This window comes from Cohnella endophytica (assembly GCF_003628305.1).
Classification (GTDB): domain Bacteria; phylum Bacillota; class Bacilli; order Paenibacillales; family Paenibacillaceae; genus Cohnella; species Cohnella endophytica.
In genome coordinates, this window is the sequence record NZ_RBZM01000002.1 from 528936 (window position 1) to 554604 (window position 25669).

24 protein-coding genes are annotated in these 25669 nt (G+C 52.4%); 4 read left to right on the forward strand and 20 right to left on the reverse strand.

Annotation, left to right across the window (positions count from 1 at the left end):
• Nucleotides 1-56: 56 nt before the first annotated feature.
• Nucleotides 57-377, forward strand: coding sequence for a hypothetical protein (locus D7Z26_RS04555; RefSeq protein ID WP_120974872.1), 321 nt, complete (start codon nt 57-59; stop codon nt 375-377).
• Nucleotides 378-475: 98 nt separating this feature from the next.
• On the opposite strand, the gene D7Z26_RS04560 is transcribed toward D7Z26_RS04555, so the two are convergent.
• The 8 genes from D7Z26_RS04560 to D7Z26_RS04595 all read right to left on the reverse strand — a co-directional run bounded on the left by D7Z26_RS04560 (nt 476) and on the right by D7Z26_RS04595 (nt 9771).
• Nucleotides 476-1570, reverse strand: a complete 1095-nt coding sequence (locus D7Z26_RS04560; RefSeq protein ID WP_120974873.1) for a carbohydrate ABC transporter permease — start codon at nt 1568-1570, stop codon at nt 476-478.
• A complete protein-coding gene (locus tag D7Z26_RS04565) occupies nt 1570-2682 on the reverse strand; it encodes a carbohydrate ABC transporter permease (RefSeq protein ID WP_120974874.1) in 1113 nt (370 codons plus the stop codon). The genes D7Z26_RS04560 and D7Z26_RS04565 overlap by 1 nt, the downstream gene beginning before the upstream one ends.
• A gap of 36 nt (nt 2683-2718) precedes the next feature.
• A complete protein-coding gene (locus D7Z26_RS04570) occupies nt 2719-4122 on the reverse strand; it encodes an ABC transporter substrate-binding protein (RefSeq protein ID WP_120975028.1) in 1404 nt (467 codons plus the stop codon).
• A gap of 177 nt (nt 4123-4299) precedes the next feature.
• Nucleotides 4300-5322: a LacI family DNA-binding transcriptional regulator gene (locus D7Z26_RS04575; protein WP_120975029.1), complete on the reverse strand. Its 1023-nt coding sequence runs from the start codon at nt 5320-5322 to the stop codon at nt 4300-4302.
• Nucleotides 5323-5565: 243 nt separating this feature from the next.
• Nucleotides 5566-6375: a pyruvate, water dikinase regulatory protein gene (locus D7Z26_RS04580; protein WP_120974875.1), complete on the reverse strand. Its 810-nt coding sequence runs from the start codon at nt 6373-6375 to the stop codon at nt 5566-5568.
• 11 nt (nt 6376-6386) lie between these two features.
• Nucleotides 6387-7010 (reverse strand): helix-turn-helix transcriptional regulator, encoded by a 624-nt coding sequence (locus D7Z26_RS04585; RefSeq protein ID WP_120974876.1) that lies wholly within the window; start codon nt 7008-7010, stop codon nt 6387-6389.
• A gap of 213 nt (nt 7011-7223) precedes the next feature.
• Nucleotides 7224-8732, reverse strand: a complete 1509-nt coding sequence (gene melA, locus D7Z26_RS04590; RefSeq protein WP_120974877.1) for an alpha-glucosidase/alpha-galactosidase — start codon at nt 8730-8732, stop codon at nt 7224-7226.
• Between the two features lie 118 nt (nt 8733-8850).
• Entirely contained in the window at nt 8851-9771 is a 921-nt protein-coding gene (locus D7Z26_RS04595; protein WP_120974878.1) for an AraC family transcriptional regulator, read from the reverse strand.
• Nucleotides 9772-10001: 230 nt separating this feature from the next.
• Between D7Z26_RS04595 and add the strand changes: the two genes are divergently transcribed.
• Together add and D7Z26_RS04605 are read left to right on the forward strand one after the other, a co-directional pair.
• Nucleotides 10002-11057 (forward strand): adenosine deaminase, encoded by a 1056-nt coding sequence (gene add, locus D7Z26_RS04600; protein WP_120974879.1) that lies wholly within the window; start codon nt 10002-10004, stop codon nt 11055-11057.
• A gap of 129 nt (nt 11058-11186) precedes the next feature.
• Nucleotides 11187-12416: an aminopeptidase gene (locus D7Z26_RS04605; RefSeq protein WP_120975030.1), complete on the forward strand. Its 1230-nt coding sequence runs from the start codon at nt 11187-11189 to the stop codon at nt 12414-12416.
• 94 nt (nt 12417-12510) lie between these two features.
• On the opposite strand, the gene D7Z26_RS04610 is transcribed toward D7Z26_RS04605, so the two are convergent.
• The 6 genes from D7Z26_RS04610 to D7Z26_RS04635 all read right to left on the reverse strand — a co-directional run bounded on the left by D7Z26_RS04610 (nt 12511) and on the right by D7Z26_RS04635 (nt 18318).
• Nucleotides 12511-13494 (reverse strand): sugar kinase, encoded by a 984-nt coding sequence (locus D7Z26_RS04610; RefSeq protein ID WP_120974880.1) that lies wholly within the window; start codon nt 13492-13494, stop codon nt 12511-12513.
• Nucleotides 13491-14135, reverse strand: a complete 645-nt coding sequence (locus D7Z26_RS04615; RefSeq protein WP_120974881.1) for a bifunctional 4-hydroxy-2-oxoglutarate aldolase/2-dehydro-3-deoxy-phosphogluconate aldolase — start codon at nt 14133-14135, stop codon at nt 13491-13493. Before D7Z26_RS04615 ends, D7Z26_RS04610 begins: the two co-directional genes overlap by 4 nt.
• 145 nt (nt 14136-14280) lie before the next feature.
• Complete coding sequence (locus tag D7Z26_RS04620) at nt 14281-15117, reverse strand: AraC family transcriptional regulator (RefSeq protein WP_120974882.1); 837 nt, start codon at nt 15115-15117, stop codon at nt 14281-14283.
• Nucleotides 15110-15982, reverse strand: a complete 873-nt coding sequence (locus D7Z26_RS04625; RefSeq protein WP_120974883.1) for a sugar phosphate isomerase/epimerase family protein — start codon at nt 15980-15982, stop codon at nt 15110-15112. Before D7Z26_RS04625 ends, D7Z26_RS04620 begins: the two co-directional genes overlap by 8 nt.
• A gap of 14 nt (nt 15983-15996) precedes the next feature.
• Nucleotides 15997-17127 carry a Gfo/Idh/MocA family protein gene (locus tag D7Z26_RS04630; RefSeq protein ID WP_120974884.1) on the reverse strand — a complete coding sequence of 377 codons (1131 nt, stop codon included), beginning with the start codon at nt 17125-17127 and terminating at the stop codon, nt 15997-15999.
• Nucleotides 17128-17388: 261 nt separating this feature from the next.
• On the reverse strand, nt 17389-18318 hold the full coding sequence (locus D7Z26_RS04635; protein WP_120975031.1) for an AEC family transporter: 930 nt from the start codon (nt 18316-18318) through the stop codon (nt 17389-17391).
• A 128-nt stretch (nt 18319-18446) separates the two neighbouring features.
• On the opposite strand from D7Z26_RS04635, the gene D7Z26_RS04640 reads away from it, so the two are divergent.
• Complete coding sequence (locus D7Z26_RS04640; RefSeq protein ID WP_120974885.1) at nt 18447-18752, forward strand: hypothetical protein; 306 nt, start codon at nt 18447-18449, stop codon at nt 18750-18752.
• Nucleotides 18753-18840: 88 nt separating this feature from the next.
• Here the strand turns inward: D7Z26_RS04640 and D7Z26_RS04645 are convergent, their stop codons facing one another.
• The 6 genes from D7Z26_RS04645 to D7Z26_RS04670 all read right to left on the reverse strand — a co-directional run bounded on the left by D7Z26_RS04645 (nt 18841) and on the right by D7Z26_RS04670 (nt 25009).
• The gene (locus D7Z26_RS04645) at nt 18841-19497 is read right to left on the reverse strand and encodes an SGNH/GDSL hydrolase family protein (RefSeq protein WP_120974886.1); all 657 of its coding nucleotides are present in this window, start codon (nt 19495-19497) and stop codon (nt 18841-18843) included.
• Between the two features lie 92 nt (nt 19498-19589).
• On the reverse strand, nt 19590-21212 hold the full coding sequence (locus tag D7Z26_RS04650; protein WP_120974887.1) for a DUF2339 domain-containing protein: 1623 nt from the start codon (nt 21210-21212) through the stop codon (nt 19590-19592).
• 6 nt (nt 21213-21218) lie between these two features.
• A complete protein-coding gene (locus D7Z26_RS04655) occupies nt 21219-21941 on the reverse strand; it encodes a YwaF family protein (protein ID WP_120974888.1) in 723 nt (240 codons plus the stop codon).
• Nucleotides 21942-22125: 184 nt separating this feature from the next.
• Complete coding sequence (locus D7Z26_RS04660) at nt 22126-22785, reverse strand: response regulator transcription factor (protein WP_120974889.1); 660 nt, start codon at nt 22783-22785, stop codon at nt 22126-22128.
• Nucleotides 22778-24187 (reverse strand): sensor histidine kinase, encoded by a 1410-nt coding sequence (locus D7Z26_RS04665; protein ID WP_120974890.1) that lies wholly within the window; start codon nt 24185-24187, stop codon nt 22778-22780. Before D7Z26_RS04665 ends, D7Z26_RS04660 begins: the two co-directional genes overlap by 8 nt.
• A 15-nt stretch (nt 24188-24202) precedes the next feature.
• Entirely contained in the window at nt 24203-25009 is an 807-nt protein-coding gene (locus tag D7Z26_RS04670) for an alpha/beta hydrolase (RefSeq protein ID WP_120974891.1), read from the reverse strand.
• Between the last annotated feature and the right edge of the window lie 660 nt (nt 25010-25669).

Below are 25669 nucleotides of genomic sequence, written 5' to 3' on the forward strand. Positions count from 1 at the left end.
TGTGTTATACTGAAAGCGCTACCATAGCAACATCATTCTAAGGGGGAATTGGAACGATGAATGTAGCGCTGCAGGAGAAAAATGTGTACGAGGATTTCGATCCAAGGCAAGACACGTTGTTCTTTAAGGTCGGAGCGCATGGGTTAATCAGCTTTCACGGACGGAATTATAATATCAAAAAGAGAATGTCCTCCGACGAAAGAAACCGCCTCATTACGGATTCCGCAACCTTCTTCCGAGTCTCGTCCGATTGTTACGTTAATGTACGGAACATTTCCGTAATCGGCGAACACCATCTTTTTTTCGGCGACACCGCCAAACGGCTCCCCTGCTCCCAACGAAAGCAACTTATGATTCGCCAGTTAATGGGACAGTAACTCCCGAAGATACGAAACAAAGCCTGTGTCAACCCAGGGAGTAAATCCCTCGGTTGACCCAGGCTTTGTTGTTGTTGTTTCCGCTTTACGGATAGGGGCTAACCTTTAACGGAACCGCCCATCAGTCCTCTAACGAAATATTTCTGCAATCCGAAAAATACGGCCAGCGGCATGAGCATCGAAATAAACGCGGCGGCGGTCAACAAATGCCAGTCGTTTCCGCGCGTGCCGACCATGTCGGCGATTTTCATCGACAGCACTTGAACGTTAGGCTGGCTGCCGATGAACACGAGCGAGACCAAGTAGTCGTTCCATACCCATAGAAATTGAAAGATGCTGATCGATGCGATGGACGGTACGGCGAGCGGAAGAATCAGCCTCGTAAAAATCGTGAAGTTCGAAGCCCCGTCCATGAAGGCGGATTCGAACAAATCTTTAGGCAATTGACTGATGTACGAGTACATGAAATAGGTAGCCAAAGGAAGACCGAACCCGGCATGCGCGATCCAAACGCCTAGAAACGTTCCGTTCAGTCCAAGCGACGTATAATCTTTCAAGATCGGAATCATGGCCACTTGGAGCGGTACGACAAGAAGCATGATGACCGTGACGAACATCGTCTTGCGGAACGGAAAACGGAGCCAAGCGAATGCGTAAGCGGCGAACGTCGCGATCAGAATCGGAATAAGGGTAGCCGGAATGGAAACCGTTAGCGTGTTCAAGAACGCCCTGGACAGGCCGTTTCCTTTTTTCGTTTTGACGGTTCCGTCCGAATCGGTGATCTTGTATTGCTTACCCGTCAACACGCCTTTGTAGTTCTCGATCGTGAACGTCGTGTTCATCTTCCAGCCTGAACCTTGAACGTCGATCGTCCGAGCCCGACGATTCTCCCAAATCAATCGGGAACCATCCGGAGCCTTCACTCCGCTTCGAAGCTCGTCGTCCGAATACTTGTTGCCGTTCACTTCGATCGGTTGGCGCAGGTCGGTATCCTTAGGCAACTGGATTTGATCCTTCGTGACGTTCTCTTTGTGCGGGAATACCGTCCACCAACCGCTCTTCAGAATTTCCGTCGCCGGACGGAAAGAGGAGACGAACAACCCGAACGCCGGGACCAGCCAGACAAGGCAGATGAGCGCAAGCACGAGGTTAACGACTGTTTTGGAGCCTGTTCTCCGCGATTTGCGACGCATTAGAATCCCCCCTGTCTGCGGAACTGCCGCAGGTTGAAAACGATGACCGGAATTACCGCGACGAGCAGAACGATCGCGAGCGTCGAACCGTAGCCGAAGTTGCGGAACATGAAGAACTGCCGGTAAAATTGCGTAGCTACGACTTCCGTATCGTACTGCCCGCCCGTCATGATCATGACCACGTCGAAAATTTTCAGCGTAAACACGATGATTGTTGTCGTGACGCTAAGAATCGTCGTCGAGATGAACGGGATGATAATCCGGAAAAACACCCGCACCTCGCCTGCCCCGTCCATCCTCGCGGCTTCGAGCATATCTTCGGGAACTCCCTTTAACGCCGCCGAGAAAATAACCATGGCGAAGCCCGTTTGCATCCATACCAAGATCACGATAAGGAACAAATTATTCCATGGCTGCACCATACTCGTCCAAGCCTGCGGCTCCCCGCCAAACGCCACTACGATCGCATTGAGAAACCCTACCTGTTCGTCTCCGGGTTGATAATAATACATGAATTTCCAGATAACGCCGGCGGCGACGAAAGAGATCGCCATAGGCAAGAAGATAATAGCCTTGGCGGTGCGCTCGAAGCTGCTACGATCGGCGAGAACGGCGATCAGCAAGCCCAGCACGATGCACGCCGTCGCACCGAATGCTACCCAAAGCAGATTATTGCGCAGCGCCGTTAGAAGCAGCCTGTTCGTGAAAATAGCCCCATAGTTCGCAAATCCTACGAATTTCTCCGAGCTCGCGTCCAAGAAGCTCATATAGAGCGTGCGAACGGTAGGTAGCAGCAATAACCAGCCTAAGAGCAAAAAAGCGGGTCCGACGAACAAATAAGGCTGGATCCTTCGTTTCCATGCATCGGAATATTGCTCGATGACCCAATTGAACGACCAATAGATGAAATAAACGCCGCCGACTCCCCATACGATCGCCAACGCCGCGTAGACGACCGGATTCAAATCCGCGTCCCTTAGGAAAAAGAACATTCCCCCGTGAAGAAGCAGATTTATCGCCGTGACCAAGAGCGTCAACGCGGCCGTTATGGCGAGTTTCGGTTTTTTCGCGTTCGGTCGGGCTGAATTCGGTTTGGCCGTGGATGTTATCATCGCTAGCTTCTTCCTCCTTCAATTGATAAACCTTCGCTATTTATTCCAACCGGCCTGAATCTCCTTCATAGCGCCATCCAAATCGACCGTTCCGCTGACATAATCGGTCATGCCTTTCCAGAACGTACCCGCGCCTACGGAGCCCGGCATCAAGTCGGAGCCGTCGAAACGCAATGTCGTTGCGTTCTTGGCCAGTTCGGCCATGCGCCGTTCGACGTCGCTCGTATACCACTCCGGCTTCGCGTCGTTCATTGGCGCGATTACTCCGCCGGATTGAATCCAAGTCTTGATCGATTCACCCGTCGTGAAAAACTCCATGACCGCGCGAACTTCCGGACGATCGTTGAACATCGCGTAGATATCGCCCGCGACGAGAACGGGGTTGCCGTATTGCGGATCGATCGGCGGCAAATAGAACCAGTCATAGTCGACGCCAGACTTCAGATCCTGCGGGAAGAAGCTCGTAATGAAGCTGGCTTGGCGGTGCAGCCATGCTTTAGGCGGATTGTCGAACATGACCTTAGGCGCGTCTCCGAACGCGGTAGTCACGATCGATTTCTTGCCTCCGTAAACATAGTCCTTATTCAACCATATCTCCGACATTTTCTTTACCGCGTTTTTCACGATATCGTCGGTAAAAGGAAGCTCGCCTTTGACCCATTTATCGTAATTTTCCGGAGTCGTCGTACGGAGCATAATATCCTCGATCCAGTCGGTTGCAGGCCAACCGGTAGCGGCTCCGCTCTCGATTCCGATCGCCCAAGCCGGGTCGCCGTCCTTGGCGATTTGCTCGGTCAGCGCCATCATCTCATCCCAAGTCTGAGGCACTTTGTAGCCCGCTTCGTCGAACGCTTTTTTCGGATACCAAACCAAGCTCTTCACGCTGCTACGCGCCCAGATCCCCGCCATGATATTTCCGCTAGGTCCTGCCATGGTCGCCATGTCGAGCCAGCTTTTGTTGTAATTCGCTTTCAGCTTATCCCCGTCCATGAACGAGGCAACGTCGATGACTTTGCCGCTCTTGGCGAAGTTGCCGAGCAATCCGGGCTGCGGGAAATCCGCGATATCCGGCGCGTTGCCGCCGTCGACGCGGATGGAGATCGTCGCTTCGAACTCCTTGGAACCTTCATATTGAATATCGATACCGGTTTTCGTTTCGAAATCCTTGATCGCGTCTTCGAATTTGACTTGGTCCGCGTCGGTAAATGGACCGAACATCGTGACCTTCGTGCCTTTGAACTTGCCGGCGAGCGCATCGTCGAGAGCCGACGCTCCCGCGCCGGCATCGCCGGACTCGCTTGGGGAAGCGGACGGGCTAGCCGATACGCTTGGAGAAGGGTCGGTCGATTGCGAAGGCGATTCCGAGTTCGCGGCATTGTTGTTCTTGCCGCAAGCCGCGACCAGTAAAGTAAAAACAAGGATAATTGCCGCGATGATCATGCTCGTTTTGTTTGTTTTTCTCAATTCAATTCAGCCCCTTGAGATAAAATGTAAAAACGTATTTCCATCGTTCCTGCGCATAATCCTGATGACTCCTTCTTCTCTATCGATTCTTTTTACCCAAAACATACCTGATTGACGAGGCATCACCCCCTTAAAAATAAAAAAATATGGGATTCATGGTGATGAAAAGCTTTTCAGTATTTTTGCCGATGCGCGTTCGATGATGGTGTGAGGTAAATATTCTCGAAGCTCGGAGTCGTCTTGCTCCTTGATAATTGCATTCAGTTTCATTACCGATCGGAATCCGATCTCGTAGGTCGGTTGGGCAACCGTCGTAAGCTTCGGGATCGATAGATTTCCCCAGCGAATATTATCGAAGCCCATGACCGAGATCTGCTCGGGAACGCGAATGCCTTGCTCGTGCAAATAGGCGATCAGTCCGATAGCGAGCTCGTCGGAGGAGGTGAATACGGCCGTCACGGACGGAAATCTAGCAATCAGTTGGGCTGCGGCGTCGGGCGTGTCATAGGACCACCCGTTCACGAATACGACATTATCCTTGGAGTCATCGAGATCGTGTTCCCGGAGAGCCCGGGCGAAGCCTTCGTAACGCGGTAATCCGGCAATGCTGTCGCTAAGGTGAAATCCGATCATTCCGATGCTCGTGTGCCCGGAATCGATCAAATATTTGACCGCGTCGTATGCGGCTTGTTCGTCGTTGATCTTAACGGAAGGCAAACGATACTCCATCGAATGCGTGGAGACGAGGACAACGGGCATTTGCAGACGCTGCAACGCCTTATAGTAGTCGGGATACACGGGGTCGCTCGTATAGAGAATGCCGTCCACTTGTTTCTCGTAGAAATTGTTTAAGTAGGAGAACAACCGCGCTCTGTCCCGGTCCGTGTTGCAAATGATCAGGTTATAGCCGAGCATCTTCGAGGCATCCTCCATCCCGCGGATAATATCCGCATAGTATGGATTGCGAATGTCCGGAATGACGACGCCGAGAGTATTCGTTTTCTTGTAAATCAAGCCTCTTGCCAGCGCGTTGGGTTTGTACTTCAGCCTCTCGATGGCGTCCAAAACCCGTAGCTTCTTAGTTTCGACGACGGTTTCCGGAGCGTTCATCACTCGGGATACGGTACTGATGGAGACGTTAGCCAGCTTGGCGACATCTTTGATCGTAGGTTTCATTTTCATGTCCCTATCCTCTTCTGAAAAGCTTTTCAAATCGTTCGCAATCAGATGGTAACGCCCACTAATTTAGATGTCAATATAAACATTAAATGACTTAATTTTACAATAAAATCAATTTTGTCGAACCTTTTGTTTTCCGCGCTTCAAAAAATCGCAAGATACTGAAACGTGTCGTTGCTCCTCCGCGAAAAAAAATCGTCCCCCGCATAGTCTCGAAAGACTAAGTAAGGGACGATTTGGTTAAGGCGTCAGCAGTTCCATGATCAGACCGGCCGTCTCTTCGATCGCTTTCTCGGATACGTCGATGATCGGACAATTCAGCCGCTCCATGATCTCCGCGGCGAACCGCAGCTCCTTGTCGATGCGCTCCATCGAAGCGTAGTTAGCCTGACTGGGCAAGCCTAGCGCCTTCAGGCGTTCGGTGCGAATCCGGAGCAACCTCTCGGGGTGCATGGTCAAGCCGACGATCAGACGATTGGCTGCGCTGAATAATTCTTGCGGAGGCCTCACTTCGATCGTAAGCGGATAGTTGGCCGTCTTGATTCCTTTATGCGCCAGATAGATGCTTAGCGGCGTCTTGGACGTGCGCGACACGCCTACAAGTACGACTTGGGCTTGCAAGAGTCCGCGAGAATCTTTGCCGTCGTCGTATTTGACCGCGAACTCGATGGCCTCGATTTTACGGTAATAATTCTCGTCCATCTCATGCAACAAACCGGGCTTGTACTTCGGCGAGTCGTTGAACGTATCGATGAAAGCTTGCATCATCGGTCCCATTACGTCGACCGAGCGCACGCCGCTGCGGATCGATTCCTCTCTCATCGTCTCGCGAAGCTCCGGTTGAACGAGCGTATAGGCGATGAACGCCCCGGCTTGCAAGGCTTCATGAATGATGGCTTTGATCTCATCTTCGTGCTTAATGTTACCGTATCGGCGAATTTTCACCTGCTCGGTGGCGAATTGGCGAGCCGTTGCTTTCGCGACGGCTTCGGCTGTTTCCCCGACCGCATCCGAACAGACGAAAATAGTTTTCTGTTTTGTCTCCGACATTCGTTCTCCCCCTACTCAACGATAAACCCCGAAGCCAAGTCCACCAATGCTTGCGTCATGTTGGTTTTCGTAATCCTTCCGACCACTTCCAAACGATTATTGCGTTCCCCGGACGCTTGTACGACCGGCATTCCGCCGACTTGATGGTCAAGCATCTTCTTGCCGGCTTCCAATACGGAATCTTCGGGATATACGTACGCGAGGCGAGGCACCCTCGTCATGACCATGCTAATCGGTATGGCCGCCGCATTCGGATTACCTAGCGTCACTTTCAGCAGGTCCTTCAAAGAAACCATCCCGGTCATTGCGCCTTGGTCATCCGTTACTGTCAAAAATCCGGTGTTCTCCACGAACAGAGAGATTACCGCATCGTTAACAGTAGCATTCTCCAAGATGACGACAGGCCTGTTCATCACGTCCTTGACTTTCAGATTGAGGAACTTCTCCTGCTGCTGTCCTTCGGATGTCATCACCTTGCCTAGAAAATAACCGACCTTGGGCTTCGCGTCGATGTACCCGAGCATAACGAGCACCGACAAGTCCGACCGGATTGTCGGACGGCTTATGCCCAAGCTTTCGGCGATCTGTTCGCCTGTAATGGGAGCTTGTTTCTTGACGAGCTCGATGATTGTCAACTGTCTTGCGGTAAGTTCGATAGCGATCTCGCTCCTTAATCGCCCATTGGCACGTATTATTCCTGAAATCTGCTCTTGTTGTTATGTATGGTATATCACAAACCTATATGTGATACAATATTTAACTAAAAAAATTCGGTATGTTGTCAGATATAACGAAGAGACGCACAGTAAAATTTCTTTACTCGCGCGTCTCGTGCATCCTATTCGGTTTTAATGACTCACCGAAGTCCGCTCCTTGCCTTTGTCGGACTCGCCGGCGTTACGGTTAGCGGCATCGCGATCCTGCTGCATCTCTTCCACCGTTTTGATTTTTAAGCGCGCGGCTCCCTGATACTCTTCACGCGTCGGGATCAAGTTGCCTGAATCCAAGCGCGATCGAGCTTCGGCGATCGATGCTCCGTACTGCGGCAGCCATTGCGCTTGCGCAACGAGCATTTCGTCGACCATCTGCCATATTTCTTTCGGATTACACACGGCGCCGACAAGCGGATCCATCATGAACGCTTGGCGGAGAAGCCGGTCGTCTCCATGAATCGCCGCTTCTACCGCCAACCGTTGAACGGAAATGCTCACGTTGCATACTGCGGCCGGGCCGAGAGGCAATTTACCTACTTGCGGCATGGAAATTCCGTTGCGATCGGCGTATCCAGGGGCTTCGATAATCGCGTCGTCCGGCAAATTCGCGATCACTCCTCCGTTCACGACATTGAAATGACCGCGATACGTTCTGCCGGTTTCCAACCCTTCGATAATATAAGAACCATGCTCCTCGCCGCGCTCCTCGGGCGCGTATTTCATGGCAGGCTCGCGCATCCAATTCGGGAAATCGGTCTCGAACCAATTGCGTCCTTCCGTGCAGACGCGCAAATAACCGCCGGTCTCGCCGTTGATCCAACTGCCAAGGTCGATCCAGTCGGCGATCTCATCCGGACGTTTCCGATACCATGGCACGTATTCGCTTAGATGACCGTTCGATTCCGTACTGTAATACCCGAATCTGCGGAGCATATCGATCCGGACCTTTTCCGTGCGGCTGAAATCCGGATGCTTCTCGAAAGCTTCCAGAAGTTTGCCGGTTAAGTCCTCGCCATCGTGCCGAATTTGCACGTACCACGTCTGATGGTTAATCCCGGCGCAAATAATATCGACTTCCTTCTTGTCCAAGCCGAATGCTTCCGCGATTTGCCGATGCCCGCCTTGCACTCCATGGCATAGTCCGATCGTGCGCACGCCGCCGTACTGGTTGCATGCCCAAGTCAGCATAGCCATCGGATTCGCGTAGTTGAGCAGGAGCACGTCGTCCGCCGCGACTTCGCGAATATCGTTGCAGATGTTCATCATCTCCGCGATTCCGCGTTGCCCGTACATAATGCCTCCCGCGGACAACGTATCTCCCACGCATTGATCCACGCCGTATTTCAACGGAATATCCACGTCCGTGGCGAACGCTTCCAGGCCTCCGACCCGAATCGTGCAGAAAACGTATTTCGCGCCTTTTAACGCCTCGCGCCGGTCCGTCGTCGCATGGATCCGGATGCCAAGACCGTTCTCGTCGATGTCACGTTGACATAGTTCCTTAACCATATCCAGATTATGAGGATTAATGTCCGTAAAAGAAACTTCGATTGCCTTGAATTCCGGCACGCTCAACAGATCGCGAAGCAATCCGCGCGTAAATCCGATACTGCCCGCTCCAATAAATGCAACCTTAAAAGCCATGTAACCCGCCTCCACGCTCGTTATCGTTGGAATGAATACCTCAATCCATTGTAACAAGCCGTTTAAAGGAAGCGTTATCAGAATCGTGACTTCATTAGGCCACCGCTGTCAGAAATCCTCACTTTTCTAAATCAGAGAACTTCATTTTATCCATGGAAAGACGGTATTCGATCGGAGTTCGGCCCGTATGTTTCTTGAACAACGCGTGAAAATATTGCCGACTTCCCGTTCCCACGTAATCCGAAATATCCGCTACCGGGATGTCCGTATGCAGCAACAGCATCTTTGCTTTCTCCATGCGGATGTCCGTCACGTATTCCATGATCGTTTTTCCGGTATGCGTCTTAAAGATCCTCTGCAGGTAGCCGGGATGTAAGCTGACGTGAACCGCTACGTCGCGAACCGCGATCGGACGGTCATAATTCTGTCCCAGGAATTCCATGCATGATCTTACGTATTGTTCGGTCGGATTCCACCCGCTCGTAGCCGACATTTCCTTGAGCCTGCTTATCCGAACAAGCAATTGCGAGATCAGAAGTCGCTCCAAGAGCTTCCCGCCGCCGCTTCCCCCGTCCAGTTCCAGCACGAGGCTTCTAAGGCAATGATAGACTTCGTCCGAATCCCGCAACCTAAGATAGGATGACTGAGACGAAACCAACGCGCGAAGCGACCGTTCGTCTTCCGCCATTTGTTTAATCGAAGGGAAATATTCGGCCTCCCGTTCCTCGAAACCGAATTCAACGTTTAGCATTCGGCACTTATCGTCCACGATCAACCGATGCGAAAGATTAGCGTCCAGCATAATAAATTCGCCTTTAGCGAGCTTTGTCTGCTCTACCGCCTCCTCATCGCCGTTAAACGTCGACGATTCGATCCACTCCACGACACAGTCGCCTTGAATCACATACATGATTTCCATGGAATCGTGTCTATGGAACGGCATATGGAACTGCTCCCATTGCTTGAAATAATACGCGAATACGCGCGGAGAATAATGGGCTTGCAATAATTTCCCGTCGAAAATACTCCCGTTAGCCATCTTGACCTCCAAATCCGCCGACGACTTTATTTTTACCGACTACCGATTTCCGTCACTCCGTTTACCGTCTCTTTCAATATGGACTTGCCAATCCCTTCAGTCAATCCCGTAATTTTCGATATTTATGTTAACTACAATTACGTTAACATAACATAATAAATAAATAATTTCACTAAACCGCGTTTAATGTTATATTATATGACAAGTAAAAATAGAAAGGGGAAATTGGAATGGACGCATACGCCCTATTATCGGAGATGCCGAAAGTAGATCTTCACGTTCATCTCGACGGCTGCATCAAACCGGAAACTCTAGTAAGGCTAGCCCTTCGCCAAGGCATGCTCTTGCCTACGAATGATGAGATCGAATTGCTGCCCTTCGTGCAAGTCGGGGAGGACTGCACGAACTTAAAGGAATACTTGGCCAAATTCGATTTCGTGTTGCCGTTCCTGCAAACCGGGGAAGCCCTTGAGCAAGTCGCATACGAAGTCGTGGAACAAGCCGCCGAGCACCGCATCAAATATATCGAAGTCCGTTTCGCTCCGCAATTGCATAGAAATGCCGGACTGTCCGTGGATGAAACGATTAGCCGAGTAATCGAAGGTTTGCGACTCGGCGAGGATCGCTTCGGCGTTAAAGCGCGAACGATCGCGATCTGCATGAGAAACCATCCCGCCGAAGCGAACTTAGAAGTCGTCGATGCCGCTTCCCGATTTATCGGACGCGGTCTCGTCGCGGTCGATCTCGCCGGAGACGAATCGTCGTATCCCGCTTCGCTGTTCCGCGAGGTATTCTCTCTAGCCCGGGAGAAAAGCATTCCGATTACGATCCATGCGGGAGAAGCCGGCGGGCCGGACAACATCGAAGAAGCCGTTCTCGGCCTTGGAGCCAGTCGGATCGGGCACGGCGTAAGGCTGAACGAGAACGATAACGTCTTCAGCCTCGTGCGAGAGCAACGGATTCCTCTCGAATTATGTCCGACGAGCAACATCCAAACCAAAGCCGTAGAAGGTTGGGATGCCTATCCGATCAGGGAATATTTCGAACAAGGCATTTTGTTCACGGTGAATACCGATAACCCGGGCGTATCCGGAACGGATATTACTAAAGAGTATCGGCTGCTCGCCGAGAAGTTCGGATTTACGTTGCGCGAGATTACGACGCTCATCTTGAACGGCGTCGAGGCCTCATTCCTCGAACCCGGCGAGAAAGCCGATCTGAAGCACGAATTCGAGATCATTTTATCGCGGCTCGGGGTATACGACTTGAAGGAGACGGCAAGTTAATCGAATGGATTCATAGGGTTATTGGATCGCGCAAGGAAGTCGGTCTTCGTCCTCGAAGGCCGACTTCCTTGCGTTTTGCATGTCCGAAGCCGGCAGGATTATAATGGAGAAGATGAGGAGCTGATAAAGTTGGATAAATTTCAAGGACAATTAGAACAATACGCGGCTCTGGCTATCGAAGTCGGCGTAAACGTTCAGGCAGGCCAGCAATTATGCATTATTTCGCCTATATCGGCAGCTCCATTCGTACGCGAAGCCGTTAAGCACGCCTATAAAATCGGGGCGAAATACGTTTACGTGGACTGGAGCGACGAACAAATTATTCGGACTCGCGCGGAACTCGCCTCTGAAGAAGGACTTGCCCATTATCCGGAATGGCATGCGAAGGGACGAGTGGAGATGGCCGAGGCGGGCGCCGCTTTCTTATGGGTCGTCGCGGAAAATCCGGACTTGCTCAAAGGCATCGACCCAAGCCGGGTCGCCACGACTACCAAAGCCACGCGGGAAGCGCTGCAGCCCTTCCTGCAATTTACGCTGGGAAATAAAGTCGCATGGTCGATCGTTGCCGTGCCGAGCGAAGCCTGGGCGAACAAAGTATTTCCGGAAATGCCCGAGACCGAACGCGTCGACGCCTTATGGGCGGCCATCTTTTCCGCGACCCGCGTGAACGATCCGACCCCGGTGGACACTTGGAAAAAACACGCATCGTCGCTCGATGAGCGCGCTCAATGGCTTAACGCCCAGCGGTTCCGGAAGCTGCACTATCGCGCGCCCGGTACCGATCTGACTATCGGCCTGACGGACGGTCACATCTGGACGAGCGCAGGCGCTCGCAATGCCGCAGGGAACGCATTCATCCCGAACATGCCGACCGAAGAAGTGTTCACTTCGCCGCATCGCGAGCTCGTGAACGGAACCGTATCCAGCAGCAAACCGCTCAGCTATAACGGCAGCCTGATCGACGGCTTCTCGTTCACGTTCAAGGACGGCCGAATCGTCGACTACAAAGCCGACCAAGCCTATGAAGCTCTCAAAGAGCTCGTAGAGACGGACGACGGCTCGCATTATTTGGGAGAGATCGCGCTCGTTCCGCATCGCTCTCCGATTTCCGATACGAATCTGATCTTCTACAATACGCTGTTCGACGAGAACGCCGCCTGTCATCTCGCGATCGGCTTCGGGTTCCCGTTCTGTCTGGAGGGCGGACTGCAGATGAGCAAGGAACAGCTCCGCGAACGCGGGCTGAACGATAGCCTGGCGCACGAAGACTTTATGATCGGCGGACCCGAGCTCGATATCGACGGTATCTCGGAAGACGGCAGCATCGTTCCTATTTTCCGCGGCGGGAACTGGGTTTAACCGCAATTATCGCCTCGCGCCGTAATGTCCCATAATGCTAAGAGGCTACCCCGCAGGTCGCGTTTCGGACCTTGCGGCGTAGCCTCTATTCACACTATCTCGTAACCTCTCTCCCGCCGGACAGAAGCCTTAGCAGTTCATCGCGTTTCGGAAGCCCTTCCCAATCGCCCTTGTACTGCGTCGCTAGAGAACCCATGAAGTTCGCTCTCTCCAGCGACTTGCGCAACCCGTCCCCTTGCTCCAACTCCCCGTATTCCAGGAATCCGGACAAGAAACCGGCAGCGAACGCATCGCCCGCGCCGACGGTATCGACGATTCGGCTCACGGGATAAGGCTCCGCTTGGATCGCGCGATCGCCGGCAAAACCGATCGATCCGCGTTCGCCGAGCTTCAAGATGACGGCTTTCGCCCCCATTCCGAGGAAAAACGCGCCGTATTCCGACTCCGAGCGCTCCCCGACGAGAAACTCCGCTTCTTCCAAACCCGGCATGAAAATATCGCATAGCGGGATCATGGACAGCAACGTCTCCCGCGCTTGCTCTTCGCTCCATAGCTTGCGGCGCAAGTTCGGATCGAACGAGATCGTCATCCCCCGCTCGCGGGCTTGGCCCATCACCAGACGAATCGCGTTTCCCGTCTCGTCGCCGAGGGCGGGCGTGATACCGGTGACGTGAAGATGCTTCGCGTTATCAAGCCACGAAGCTTCCACATCCCGGGGCGTCAACCGGCTCATGGCTGAACCTTTACGATAGTAATACACGTTCGGATCGCCGTAGCCCTTGAATTCCTTGAAGTAGATCGCCGTTGGATATGCGTTGTCTCGCGTCGTTAATGAAACGTCGACGCCTTCTCCCGCCAGCGTAGACATGATCGCGTCACCGAAAGGATCCGCTCCCAGCCTGCTAATCCAGCGAGTTTTGAATCCCAATCGCGACAATCCGATCGCGACGTTGGATTCGGCACCCGCGATGGAACGGGTGAACAACGGCGCATAGGCTAGCGAGCCATCGCTCATCGTCTGCATGAGTACCATGCTCTCTCCGATCGTTACGATATCCGCTTCTCGCTGACCGATCATACCGTCTTCGCCCCTTGCACCTCGTTCACAAACGCGCGCGCAATCTTCCTAAGCTCGTCGAATTTACCTTCCTTAACGAGCTGCTTATCGACCAAGTTACCCCCGAGACCTACCGCGATAGCTCCCGCATCGAGAACCGAGTTAATGTTCTGCAAGTTGACGCCGCCTGTCGCGATCATCGGAATATGGTTCAGAGGTGCACGGATTTCCTTTAAATAATTAATGCCAAGCGAACCCATAGGGAACACCTTCACCGCCGAAGCTCCCAATTTGTACGCGCGCACGATTTCCGTCGGGGTCATCGTACCCGGCCATACCTCGATACCGCTTTCCACCGCGTAATGGACGACTTCTTCGTCCAAATTGGGAGCGATGAGGTATTCCGCGCCGGCCGCTACCGCTTCCTTGGCTTGCCCCAGATCGAGTACGGTACCTGCTCCGATCCGCATGCGGCTTCCGTAGGTTTCGCGGAAACGCGAGATCATGTTCAGCGCCCCGTCCGTGTTTAACGTCACTTCCAGGAAAACGATTCCGCCCTCGGCCAAAGCCTTGGCCGTAGCATCGCCGGATTCGGCGGATATTCCCCGGATGATGGCGACGATTTTCTCGCGAGTTAACTCTTGCATGATTTCAGAAGACATAGGAAAGCTCCTTTGGCTCGTATAATGGTGTTCGGGATAGCTCGATTAACCAATCGTACCCCATTTTACCACCGTAACCAGTCCGATAACATACCGAATTCGCGCTTTTTTAGCGTATATTCTCCGGGCTTGGATGAGCCTCCGTCTACTTCGCGGTTGCCCGCTCTTCTTTAAGCTGCTTTTTGTACCGTTCGGGCGTAACTCCGACCTGTTGCTTGAACAGTCGGCTGAAGTGCGCCAAATGCTTGAACCCCAATCGGAGCGACACCTCGGTTACGGCCAGCTCCGGATGAAGCAAAAATTGGATTTTAGCCTCGTTAACTCGCTTGCGGTATACGTAATCGAAGATCGTCACCCCGGTGACTTCCTTGAATATTTTCGCCAAATACGACTTGCTGAGATGAAGCTCTTGCTGCAGCCGTTCCATATTCAACTCGTCGTCCGTATACCTTTCCTCCAGCAACGCAATGACGTCTTGGACGGACTTCTCCTTGTCCGAGGCGAATTCCCGTTGCTCGCTTAACGGTTGCAGGCAGCGGTCGTAGACAAAATACAACAAATCCACGAATCCGAGCAGCATGCGTCCTTCGCCGACCTTGTCGCCCCGTTGCTGGTGCTCTCTCATAAGCTGAAGTATTCTTTCGAGTTCTTCTTTCTCTTTCCCGCGGAGGCTTAACCGATAGTTCTTGAACTGCTCGAACGGCTGCATGATCGGCAATACATACGGAAGCTCCAAAAAGGGGCGCAGAATCGCGGGATCGAAATGCACGATCGTTCGGACATACGGTACCGTCGGGTCGATCTTCGGGCAATGCAACGTCATGCCGTACATGAGAATGAGGTCGCCAGGAGAGAGATTGTAAATCTGATCGCCGATCAAGTAATTGCATTTGCCTTCGTGAAAATAATAAACCTCATAGAACGTATGAGAATGGAAAATGGGCTCGAAAGCGCCCGTCGACCGATAGTTCAACTCAAACATGAGGTTGAAGCTCCTTGAGAAGCCCCCCGATATAGTCGGCAAAATGGTTGAGCATATCCGCCGTTTCGGTGAACTGACGGCTGAAATCCTCCACTCCCAAGTAGCCGTCATAACCGACAGCCACCAAGTCCGCGATCACTTGCCGCCATGGAACGCTGCCTACTTTAAGCCCTTTCCAATCGCTTGCCCAGGTCGCGCTTCCGTCCTCCGCTTCCCCGTTAGGGTACCAGCCCGCGTTTTTGACGTGAACATGCGCCAGGTACGGCCCGAGAATTTCCATTCCCATGCGATAATTTTCGAAGCCTTCGTGCACGAGATTACCGGGATCGTATAGAACCCCGATCGCGTTCGGATTCAAGCCGTCGACCAGCCTACGGGCGGCCGAAGCCGATGCGGCGATCGTCACGTGATGAGTCTCGACCAGGCCTTTAACGCCATATTGCACGCATAGCTTCTCGGCAGCCTCCAAATATTCCCTTCCTTGCTTGAACAATTGTTCGAACGGCTTACTGCGGTCGTATCCGGGAACGCCCAAACGAATGACGGACGCCCCAAGGTATTGAGCCGCTTTAAGCACCTGCTCCGTCGCTTCAAGATCGCCTGCGCGCAAGTACGGAGTTACGCTGAGCGTCGTTAAGCCGTGCGCTTCCGTCGCCCGCTTGAAGCGTTCGAGCTCCGCTTCGCCGCCGGAAGGCGAAATCGTGCACAGGTTGTTGCCCCAGAAAGACGGCGCTTGATCCGCGACATCTGCCGGCACTTCCGTATAACGCCACTCTATCGCATGCAAGCCCGCTTGCTTAGCGGTTTCCGCCAATCGTTCCGGATCAAGCTCCGGCGAGGCTACCGTAAATATCGAAAGTTTCATTGTATTTCCTCCTTTTATTCAGCTTTTTTCGCTTTAGCCGCTTGTTCGATTCTTTCCTGAAGCTTCTCGTAGAACAAATCTTCGTCGATCGGCAGGTCAACCCACGCGTCCGTCCAGGTCGATAGCAACATCGCGTTGGATAGCGTAAGTCCCTTGATTCCATCCTCGCCTGGAGCGAGCAAAGGCGTACCTTTCAAGATCGCGTTCGTCCAATCCTGCGTAATTTCCAGGTGTTGAGCTCCGCCTGAGGCTACCGGGACGTCGAATTTCCAAACTTCCGGTTGCTTGAATGCCTCTTCATTGTTCGCGTTGAATTCAGATTCCAGCTCGCGCAGACGCCAGAACGTTATTTTGTCGTCTTCGATGACGATCTTGCCTCGGTCGCCCGATATTTCGTAGCGGTTCGTACCCGGACATTCGTAAGTCGAAGTTACGAATACGCCGGTCGCTCCGTTCTCGTATTCCACGTACGCCGTCACGTCGTTCTCGACCTCGATGTCGCGGTGCTTGCCGAACTGGCAGAACGCGCGGATGCGAGTGGGCATGAGGCCCGTCGTCCATTGCCATAGATCGAGTTGGTGCGGATCTTGGTTGATCAGAACGCCGCCGCCTTCTCCCGCCCAAGTGGCGCGCCATCCGCCGGAGTTGTAGTACGCTTGCGAGCGATACCAGTTCGTGATGATCCAGTTCGTGCGGCGGACTTCGCCCAACTCGCCGGATGCGATGAGCTCCCTCAGCTTGCTGTATATCGGGTTCGAGCGCTGATTATACATGATTCCGTACACTTTGCCGCTTGCCGCGGCAGCATCGTTCATCTCTCGTACTTGGCGCGTGTAGACGCCCGCCGGTTTCTCGACGAGCACGTGCAGTCCGGCCGCGAACGCGGCGATCGCTTGTTGCGGATGCTCGTAATGCGGTGTGCACAGCAGAACTCCGTCGACCTCTCCGGAACCGAACATCTCTTCCGCGGAAGCGAACGTCTTGACGCGGTCGCCCCACTCTTCCCTCGCTTGTTGTAGACGCTCCGGACGCACGTCGCTAACCGCCGCTAATTCTGCCCCTTTTACTTGACCTTCAATCAAATATTTCGCATGGCCGGTTCCCATGTTCCCTATTCCTACGATGCCGATTCTCACCTTATCCAATTCAATTCACCCTGCCTTTTCCGCTAAATGGCTTACTAAAGCCATTGTACCATCTTTAACTGTGGATGAACTTCATCCATAGGCTTGAAAATACGCTTACATTTAACTGTGAGTCTACTTTGGCCGTGGAAGACGTTTCGGAATAGTTAAAAGTTGTATGCTGGAGGAAGTCAGGAAGTCGTTTACGAGGGCGTTATAGCTGGGGCTGATATGGACGAGGAATGGGCTCGTCATTGTCGCATTAAGCGACAATGACGCAGCCTAGCTCACCCGTAGCAAGTAAATAACAGCCGTTACCGTTACGATACTGAGCGCGGTCGAGACGAGTACCGATTGCGAAGCGAAGTCTTGCTCGTTATCGAACTCTACGGCGAGCAGGACGCTCGATAGCGAGGTCGGTACGGCCGAGGAAACGATCAGCGCAGCGGAAAGCATAGCGTTCAGATCGAATAGGAGCACGACGCCCCAAGCAAGCATCGGACCCGCGAGCAATCGAAGAGACGTCGCGATGCTTACGTCGACGGCCAGTCGGCGGCTTATGCCGCCTTTCATGCTGCCAAGCTGCACGCCGAGAGTAAACAACGCCATACCGATAAAAGCATTCGCCAAGTAGCCGACCGAAATATCGAGAAACCCAGGCAAAGGCACATGAAACCCGCGCATCGCAAGAGCGATCGGAATGACGTAGATGACCGGCATCGATAGAATGACTTTGCGGATATGGCGCCAATCTGCTTTGTGAGCGTTGACGGCATAGATTCCATAAGTGTTCGGGATAAGCGACTGCATCATCATAATGATTACTTGCACCGACAACGTATACGTATTGCCCGCGAACGCAAGCTGGTTAATGGGGATGCCGTAATTCGCGCTATTATAGAACAGCACGCTATTACGCATGGCCGCCTTTTTGCCTCCATCGTATTTTCTTAGTCGAATGACCAATTCGAGCAGCGCGTATTGCGCCAGCATGAAGACCAAGAAAAATAGCAACACCTGGCCGAACAGAGAGGCCGAGATCGCCGTTCCGTACAAGAGTTGAAACATGATCGCAGGAGAAAACAAATAAAAGTTCAGTTTGGAAAGCGTTTTGATGTCCAATGTAAAAATTCTGTGAAGCAAGATTCCGAGTCCGATAATGAGCGACAATGGCAACACGTTGTTCCATAATATATGCAGAAAAATGTCCATGCCGTCCATTATCCTCCCCTTGCGGCATAGCGTCAATCCCGAAAAAGGAACGAAACTAGCCTTCATGTTATACTAAGTCTAGCGTTCCCTACGCTTTCCAAACTTCATGAGCAAAGGGTGAGCTTTAGGTGGCTTTCGGCATCAAACGATCGGAATTAAACGCTTGGAAAACGGCGGTCAGCCGCGGAGAAACCGCCTACCTGACCCACTACTGGTACGATGCTCGTTTTCCGCAATACCGCACCGTCACGAAAGTAGGCAATGCGGATCTTGCCCGCCTCGCGCAATGGTGCGCCGAGCACGGGTTGAACCCGCGATATATTCATAATCGTCCCCCTTTTCCCCATTTCGACTTAATGGGAGAGAAGCAGCTGGAAATTCTGCTAAAGGAAAACCTGACCGAGCACATCGAACGATTCCGCCTACGCGAATAATAATAAAGAACCGCCACGAATTCGCTTTGGAGCGATCGATGGCGGTTCGGATTCGCAGTCGCGGCAATCCCGCGATGCGACAATTTTTCTATCCGCGATTCCATTCAAAGCCGACCGCGTTCAAGAACGCCCTGGCCAACACCGCATGCCCTGCCTGCGTCGGATGAACGCGATCCCAAGCCAGCGTCGCGGAGTATAGATCCTTCAGAACGACGTTAAACGCCGCTTGCGTATCGACGAACATCGTGCCGTATTCCTCGGCGATCCGTTTGACGATCGCCCCGTATTCGTCCATCGTGCTGCGCATGGCATCCCGCTCGTTGCTCTCCAAGTAGAACGGAGTCATCAACACGATGTTGCCGACATGGGGTTTCGTCCGTTCGACCAACGAACGCAACGTCGTTTCGTACTTGTCCGCGTAGACGTGCCAATCGGTAATGAACGGCGTATCGTATTGACGCCATACGTCGTTCGTTCCGACCATGACCGATAACCAGTCCGGTTTCCGATCGAGCACATCCTCCTGCCATCTAGCTTCCAGATCGACGACCGTATTGCCGCTGGATCCCATGTTCACGACGCGAATGCCTAAGTCAGGGTACACGGCTTGCAGCAAAGCATCCACCAAGGAAACGTATCCTTTGCCGAGCGCGCCGAACAACCCTTCCCCGTCCGGTCTTTGCCTTTCGCAATCCGTAATCGAGTCCCCGATAAAAAGCAGCTTCTGACTTTTCCGTAATTGCATGTTTGTCTCTCCTCCGCTTGGACCTATGTACTACAAATGATTTCCCACTCATTGTACATCTGAATTTCCGCTACGGGTAGTTAGAATTTACGTCATGCGTCGGTTCGGACGGGCACTTCCAGAAGCTCCTCGACAGGATCGGACTTCGGCTTCGGCTCCGCCTTCCATTTCCCGTTAATCCAAGTAATCAGGAACGAGATGCCGCCTAGAAGAAGCAACACGAACACTTTGTAGAGCATTTGCTCGCCTTCCAGGTCTATGATCATCGCTTTGCAAGCGACAAGCAGCAGCACCGCGCTACCCGCAATACGGAATAGATTCTGATTCCGGTACGCCCCCCACAGAAATAACAGCAACGCGTACACGCCCCAAGATACGCTTAAAGACAATTGCAACAGTTGATCATAGGCCGAATCGTAGTAGACAAGGAAAACGTTTTGAATCTGGACGGTCAGCAAACCTCCGACGATGAGATGGGCGAGAAGCGCGAATACGTTGGACAATTGCTCTTCCGAGCCTTTTACGCGTCTGGAGACGATTCCTTTAACCGAATAATAAAAGCCGATCCAAGCAAGCAACATCCAAGACATCGCGCCCCAATTGAGGAAAGGAATAAACGTCCCGAACCATTCCCCGCGCGGAGCGCTCCAGGTTACCGCGAACCAATAGCAGCCGACTCCGAACCAAATGAAGACGGAGATCACGCTTGCCGCCGCGATTCGTTTGATTTGAGCTACGACGGTCAGCAATCCCGCGATGCCGCCCCAGACGAAAACGTTAATGAGAGGTTTCGAGTCCATTCCGCTGCCCAGATGAGTCGATGCAAGTAACAGCATGAGCGCTCCGCCTAGAAGCTGGCTAATCGATGCCGTCTCTGCCTTGCGCGTCAATCGATAGATGATCGATCCGGAACTCGCATATAGAATGCCGATGAAGAGGAGAACAAAAGAATAATCCAGATCGCCCTGCAGGATGAAAATAGACCAGCAACCGAACAATACGCCATTCGCCAAGCTTAGATACAAGTTCCAACCGTCGAAGCAGCGATTGTTTTTCCAAGAAGACAGCAGGAACCCTACGAGATAATATATAAAAACGGCCAACGCATATCGAATCGGCATGCTCCACAGCCCATCGGTCGGAGGATCGAAGTTAACGTAGTACACCGAATAGATAAGCCACGTCCCGATAAAAGCGACGATCCGAAGCTCGCTCCACCCTCTGACGATGCTAAGGAAGAAAAAGGCCGAGTTAATAACCAGCAAATATAAAAACAACGTGAACACTTGGTCCGTCTCGGGCTGCATCATGAGCGGGGACATCAAACCGCCGATAAGCGCGATATTCATGAGCAGCCTGGATTCGAAGCGATAGGCATACGCGGATACGCCGGCCGTTACCGCGGTCATCCCGATCAACACGATCATCGGACTCCATAATCGGAAGTAGATCCCGGCAAAAGCGAACGTCGCGTACAGAATGCACGCCCCTAGCCCAAGCAGAATCTGCACGCTAGCAAGCCACTTGATTCCCTTATTCGTCAAAGCCAGTCCGGCCACGCACAGCCCTGTTCCGCTCAGCAATCCGAAACCGATTTTCATTCCTTCCGTAATCCAACCTTGATCGAGCGAATACTTGAACAACGTGACGAATGCGGCCAATATAAACAATACGCCGAGCAAGGAAGTCCAATGTTTGCGGAAAATAACGTCCATGTGCGATCAGGCTCCTCTTATTGGTTTGGTTGATCGGGAGGTACGGGCAACTAAACGATCGACGAGCGTCACGAGACCAAGCAATGCGAAGCATAGAATGATCGCCACGATCTCTAACTCGAGCAGATACCATGGCCAAGGCGCCAGAAGATCCAATATCGAAGCGGTATCCGGCTTGCGCGCCAAGAACATGAAGTTGCTGCCCGTCAGGCTGTTGGTAATCGCGGCAGGGATCGCCAACACGTGCAACCAGCCCAACGCTCGGAATACGGAAGCTACCGTCGGGCGATAACCTTCCACCGCCGCTAGAAACACGCTAGCTCCGATAATCGCCCCATGCGCGATAAAGAAGTGAAAGAAACGAAACTGCGGATAGGATACATCCAGGTTCGGAGTCAACAAAGCTTGCATCGCTCCCATGATACCGAGGAAAAAAGTCAGTTCGAACAGCTTACGGCTTCTCGTCAGAAGCACGATCGCGGACAACCAGATCATGATGCTGCACAGCTGAAAAGGAAGTGAATAGAGCCCCCAATTGTGAGTAATCCCATACCAGGTTTGCAGAGATAACTCGCTTCCGACGAGCACTGCCACCAAGGCGTACCTGACGTTGCGATTCGCGGTAGGCGTCACTCTCAATCGTCCGCGAAATCCGATTATGCCGATCACGATGACGGCCGCCATCGCTACCCCTAACGCATGCGCCCACGAGAATGCTTCGAATTCCATCCGCGGCCCCTCATTTCCGATTGGTTGTGCCCTTCGCTTACAACTTCATTGTAGAAAATCCGCACATAAAAAAAAGTACCAACTATGTATGGTACCCCTTAAGTAACCTATTTAGCCATTCGGCAAAAGCGCCAATCGACGCTTAAACTCGCTACAAGCAAGCCAATCTATCGCCCGCACGCAATCAAAATAAACCTTTCTCCTTCGCTTCCTGAGCCGCTTCTTTCGAGCCTTTCGCGCCTAGCTTCTTGAGGATGTGATTGACGTGGTTCTTGATCGTTCGAATCGAGACGACGAGCCGGCCCGCGATCTCGGTCTGGGTTAAGCCCTTGTCGATGAGCTTAAGGAGCTCTAATTCGGAAGGCGTAATGAGGTCCTGCATTTTCTTCTTCTCGAAATCGCGCTCGAGTTGTTTCAACCGGCGGAATTCCTCTCGCATCCGTTCGGCGGCGACCGGACTGATCGGGGACTCCCGGCGAGAGGCGGCGCGAATAGCCTCGGGCAACGATTCGAAATCGGATTTGACCTGGTAGTCGATCGCGCCCGCTTGGAACGAGCGAAAAATAAACTCTTTTTCCTCCATGGAGGTGAGCATGATGACCCTGGCCCCCGTCGTTACGGCCACTTCTTCCGCCAAAACGATTCCCGCCGGCACTCCGTCCAGCATGATGTCCATCAGCACTACGTCCGCATCGATCTCATTTTCGCGTAAGGTTAGACGAACCGCATCCGGATCCGTGGACGTATGAACGACCTTGATATCCGGCTGACCGTTCAAATAAGCGCCGAGACCGCGAAGCCAATCGCGATCGTCTTCGACGATCCATACTTTGATGTCAACCATGCGCTTCAACTCCTTCGATCGCCGTTAGCACGGGTTGTTTACGCACCGCTTTAATGGTCCTTTTCGGAAAAATCATATATATCCGAGTTCCGACTCCGGGTTTGCTCCGAATATGCAGAGAACCTCCGTGTTTGCGCATGACGTAATAAGCGTAAGGCAAACCTAATCCGAAATTCGCTTCCTTGCCGCTCTTCGTCGTATAGAACGGCTCCATCGCTTTCGCCGCCTCAGCCCTATCCATGCCCGGTCCCGTGTCTCTTACTTCAAGGGTCAGCTCTCTTTTCCCTTCGCGCATTGAAACGAACAGTCGCCCCTCGCCGTTCATCGCATCGATGGCGTTGGAGACGAGATTGTTGATCGACTCTCCGACTTGCGCGGGATCCAGCATGCAAATCCACCCATCGGCAACGTTAACCTGCAACCGGATGTTGTGCAACCTCGGTTCATGGGGCTTCAATGTTTCCCGTATGAACGAATCCAGCACGACTTCTCTAGGCTGAATGACCAAGTCTTCCGTCCGGCGGTGAACTCTGGCGATCATCTCTTGAATATGACTGGAAGCACTCTGAACGACCCGAATATCCTCGAGCAATTCCGTCTGTCCCGTCGTCTCCGCGTAAGAAGTCATTTTCTCGGTAAAAAGCCGCATTTTCCCTACGTTGTTCTTGATCGCATGATGGAGAATCGCCGTACCGGAAGTAACCGCCCTCAACGTGGAATCCAGTCTACGTCTGTCGATCATCACCCTTACGCCGAGGAAACCGTACGTAAATAACCCGATCAAGAATACGGCGACTCCGATACCTACGAACCAGACGTTATATCTCCACATGCCAAGCCATCCTAGGCTAGGCAGAACGTAACTAAAGAACATGGCAAACAGAACCGGCGGTAAAACCGCGAGGCAAATGAGCCAATGGGAGTGCGTGACCGGAGAAAGCCGGGAACTTCTTAGCAACACCAGGCAGATTCCCGCGACGAGATAAGGAACAGCCCACCAGACGACGATTCCGTAAGTGATGGGCGTGTACTCGTTGTAAGGGGGAGTGAAGAGCAGGCATAAGACAATCGGTAAAAGCAATACGGTCGCGATGATCCTCCTCGTCCGTGCAGTCCTGAAGATAGGGCGATAGGCCATCGCAAACAACAAAAAGGCATAAGGAAGCCCATAGTAGCAAGCTATCGAAGACGTCGCTTGTACGTGATAGAGAGCCGATTCCAAGCTTGCGCTTGGATGGTTGTCATGTATATAGGGAATGATGACGTTCGCAAGCGTTGCGGCGAGCGCCCCCGCACCCCCGGATATCGCGACGGCGCTAAGCCAGCGATTTACGGAGGAACGAAAATCGGCGAGCAGCAGGATGAGCGCGACCGACCATAACGCGATCCAAACGAATAGCATGGAGCAGCCCCTAACTTAAAATTGCTGTCGTTCGAGCCATAACCCGCATACGGTCGTCCAATTCGCGACGTGCGGATCTTCCTCGGCCAAGCCTAGTCCGTGTCGTCCGTTTTGGTACACGTGCAGGTCGAAAGGTACTTTATTCTTGCTCAGTGCAGATGCGAACAACAAGGCGTTCTCAACGGGGACCGCCGCGTCGTCTGCGGTATGCCACAGGAAGGTCGGCGGCGTGTCGGGCGTCACTTGACGCTCGCAACTCATGAGCTCGATGAGCTTAGGATCGGGATTCTCGCCTAGAAGATTATACATCGAACCCGCGTGATGATAAGGCGGCTGTCCGGTGATGACCGGATAACACGGCAAAATGGCATCCGGGCGGCAGGACTGTCTGTCGATCGGATCATCCGCCTCTGGGTTCCCCATGTCGTAAAGCGTACCTGCGGAAGCCGTTAAGTGTCCGCCCGCGGAAAAGCCCAGCACGGCGATCTTGTCTCCTCGGACTCCCCAATCGACGGCATGATGTCTAACGTATCTTACAGCTCTTTGCACGTCCGATAACGCGCAAGGGTATTGGTACGGCGCCACGCGATAACGCAATACGTATGCATTTATTCCGATAGAATTGAGCCATAATGCGATCGGCTCCCCTTCGTGCCCGGCGCGCATGCCGTAACCTCCGCCCGGACAAACGATGACGGCTCCCCTTCCGGTCTCGTTTACGGGATAAGCCATGATCGCTGGCGTATCCTCGTCTCCATTGCCTTGCGCGAGCGGCGCCCCCTCCGGCCAAAGTTTAATCCACTCTCTATTAGATGCCGTCATTGCATATCCTCCCAAGATGAACCATTCTTTTAAGCTATTAACGTTTATTGTAAACCCAACCACTGGAAACGACAATACGACAAAATTCTACGGCCGGTCCTCCACGACCAAACCGAATTCATCGCGCTAACCTTCCGCTTGCAGGATAGTTGAAAATTTGCAACATTCAAGTGGGTCTTCACGTCTAATATTGAAATGTAAAATTTGGAAAATGGAGGTGCTTTAAGATTAAAAAGATTATTCTTTATTTTATATTCTGTTGTTTTGTTTTCCTGATTGGTTGCAGTAAAGAAACAACTGAGCAGAATAATGTTAACCCTGTTGAATACCTTAAGTCGTTTGGTTGGAATATTGAGGAAAAGATTAGCGAAAGAACGCAAGAGACAAAAAACTATCTACCTGCAAAAAACGCAGGTATTGATTTGAATCCGTATAAAGAAATTTATATTACAACCTACTTGCTGAAAGAAAAACAAATAACAGGGAAGAAAATATACGCTGACATTTATAAATATAATGAACATATCATTGGAGGATCCGGACATTTAGAGACTTGGGAGCCTGGAGATTTCCCTTTGAAGGATAAAGAAAGGTTAATCAACGAAGGAATAATAAATAGCTAAACAAAAAAGAGCAGGAAAACTCTGCTCTTCCGTTCGG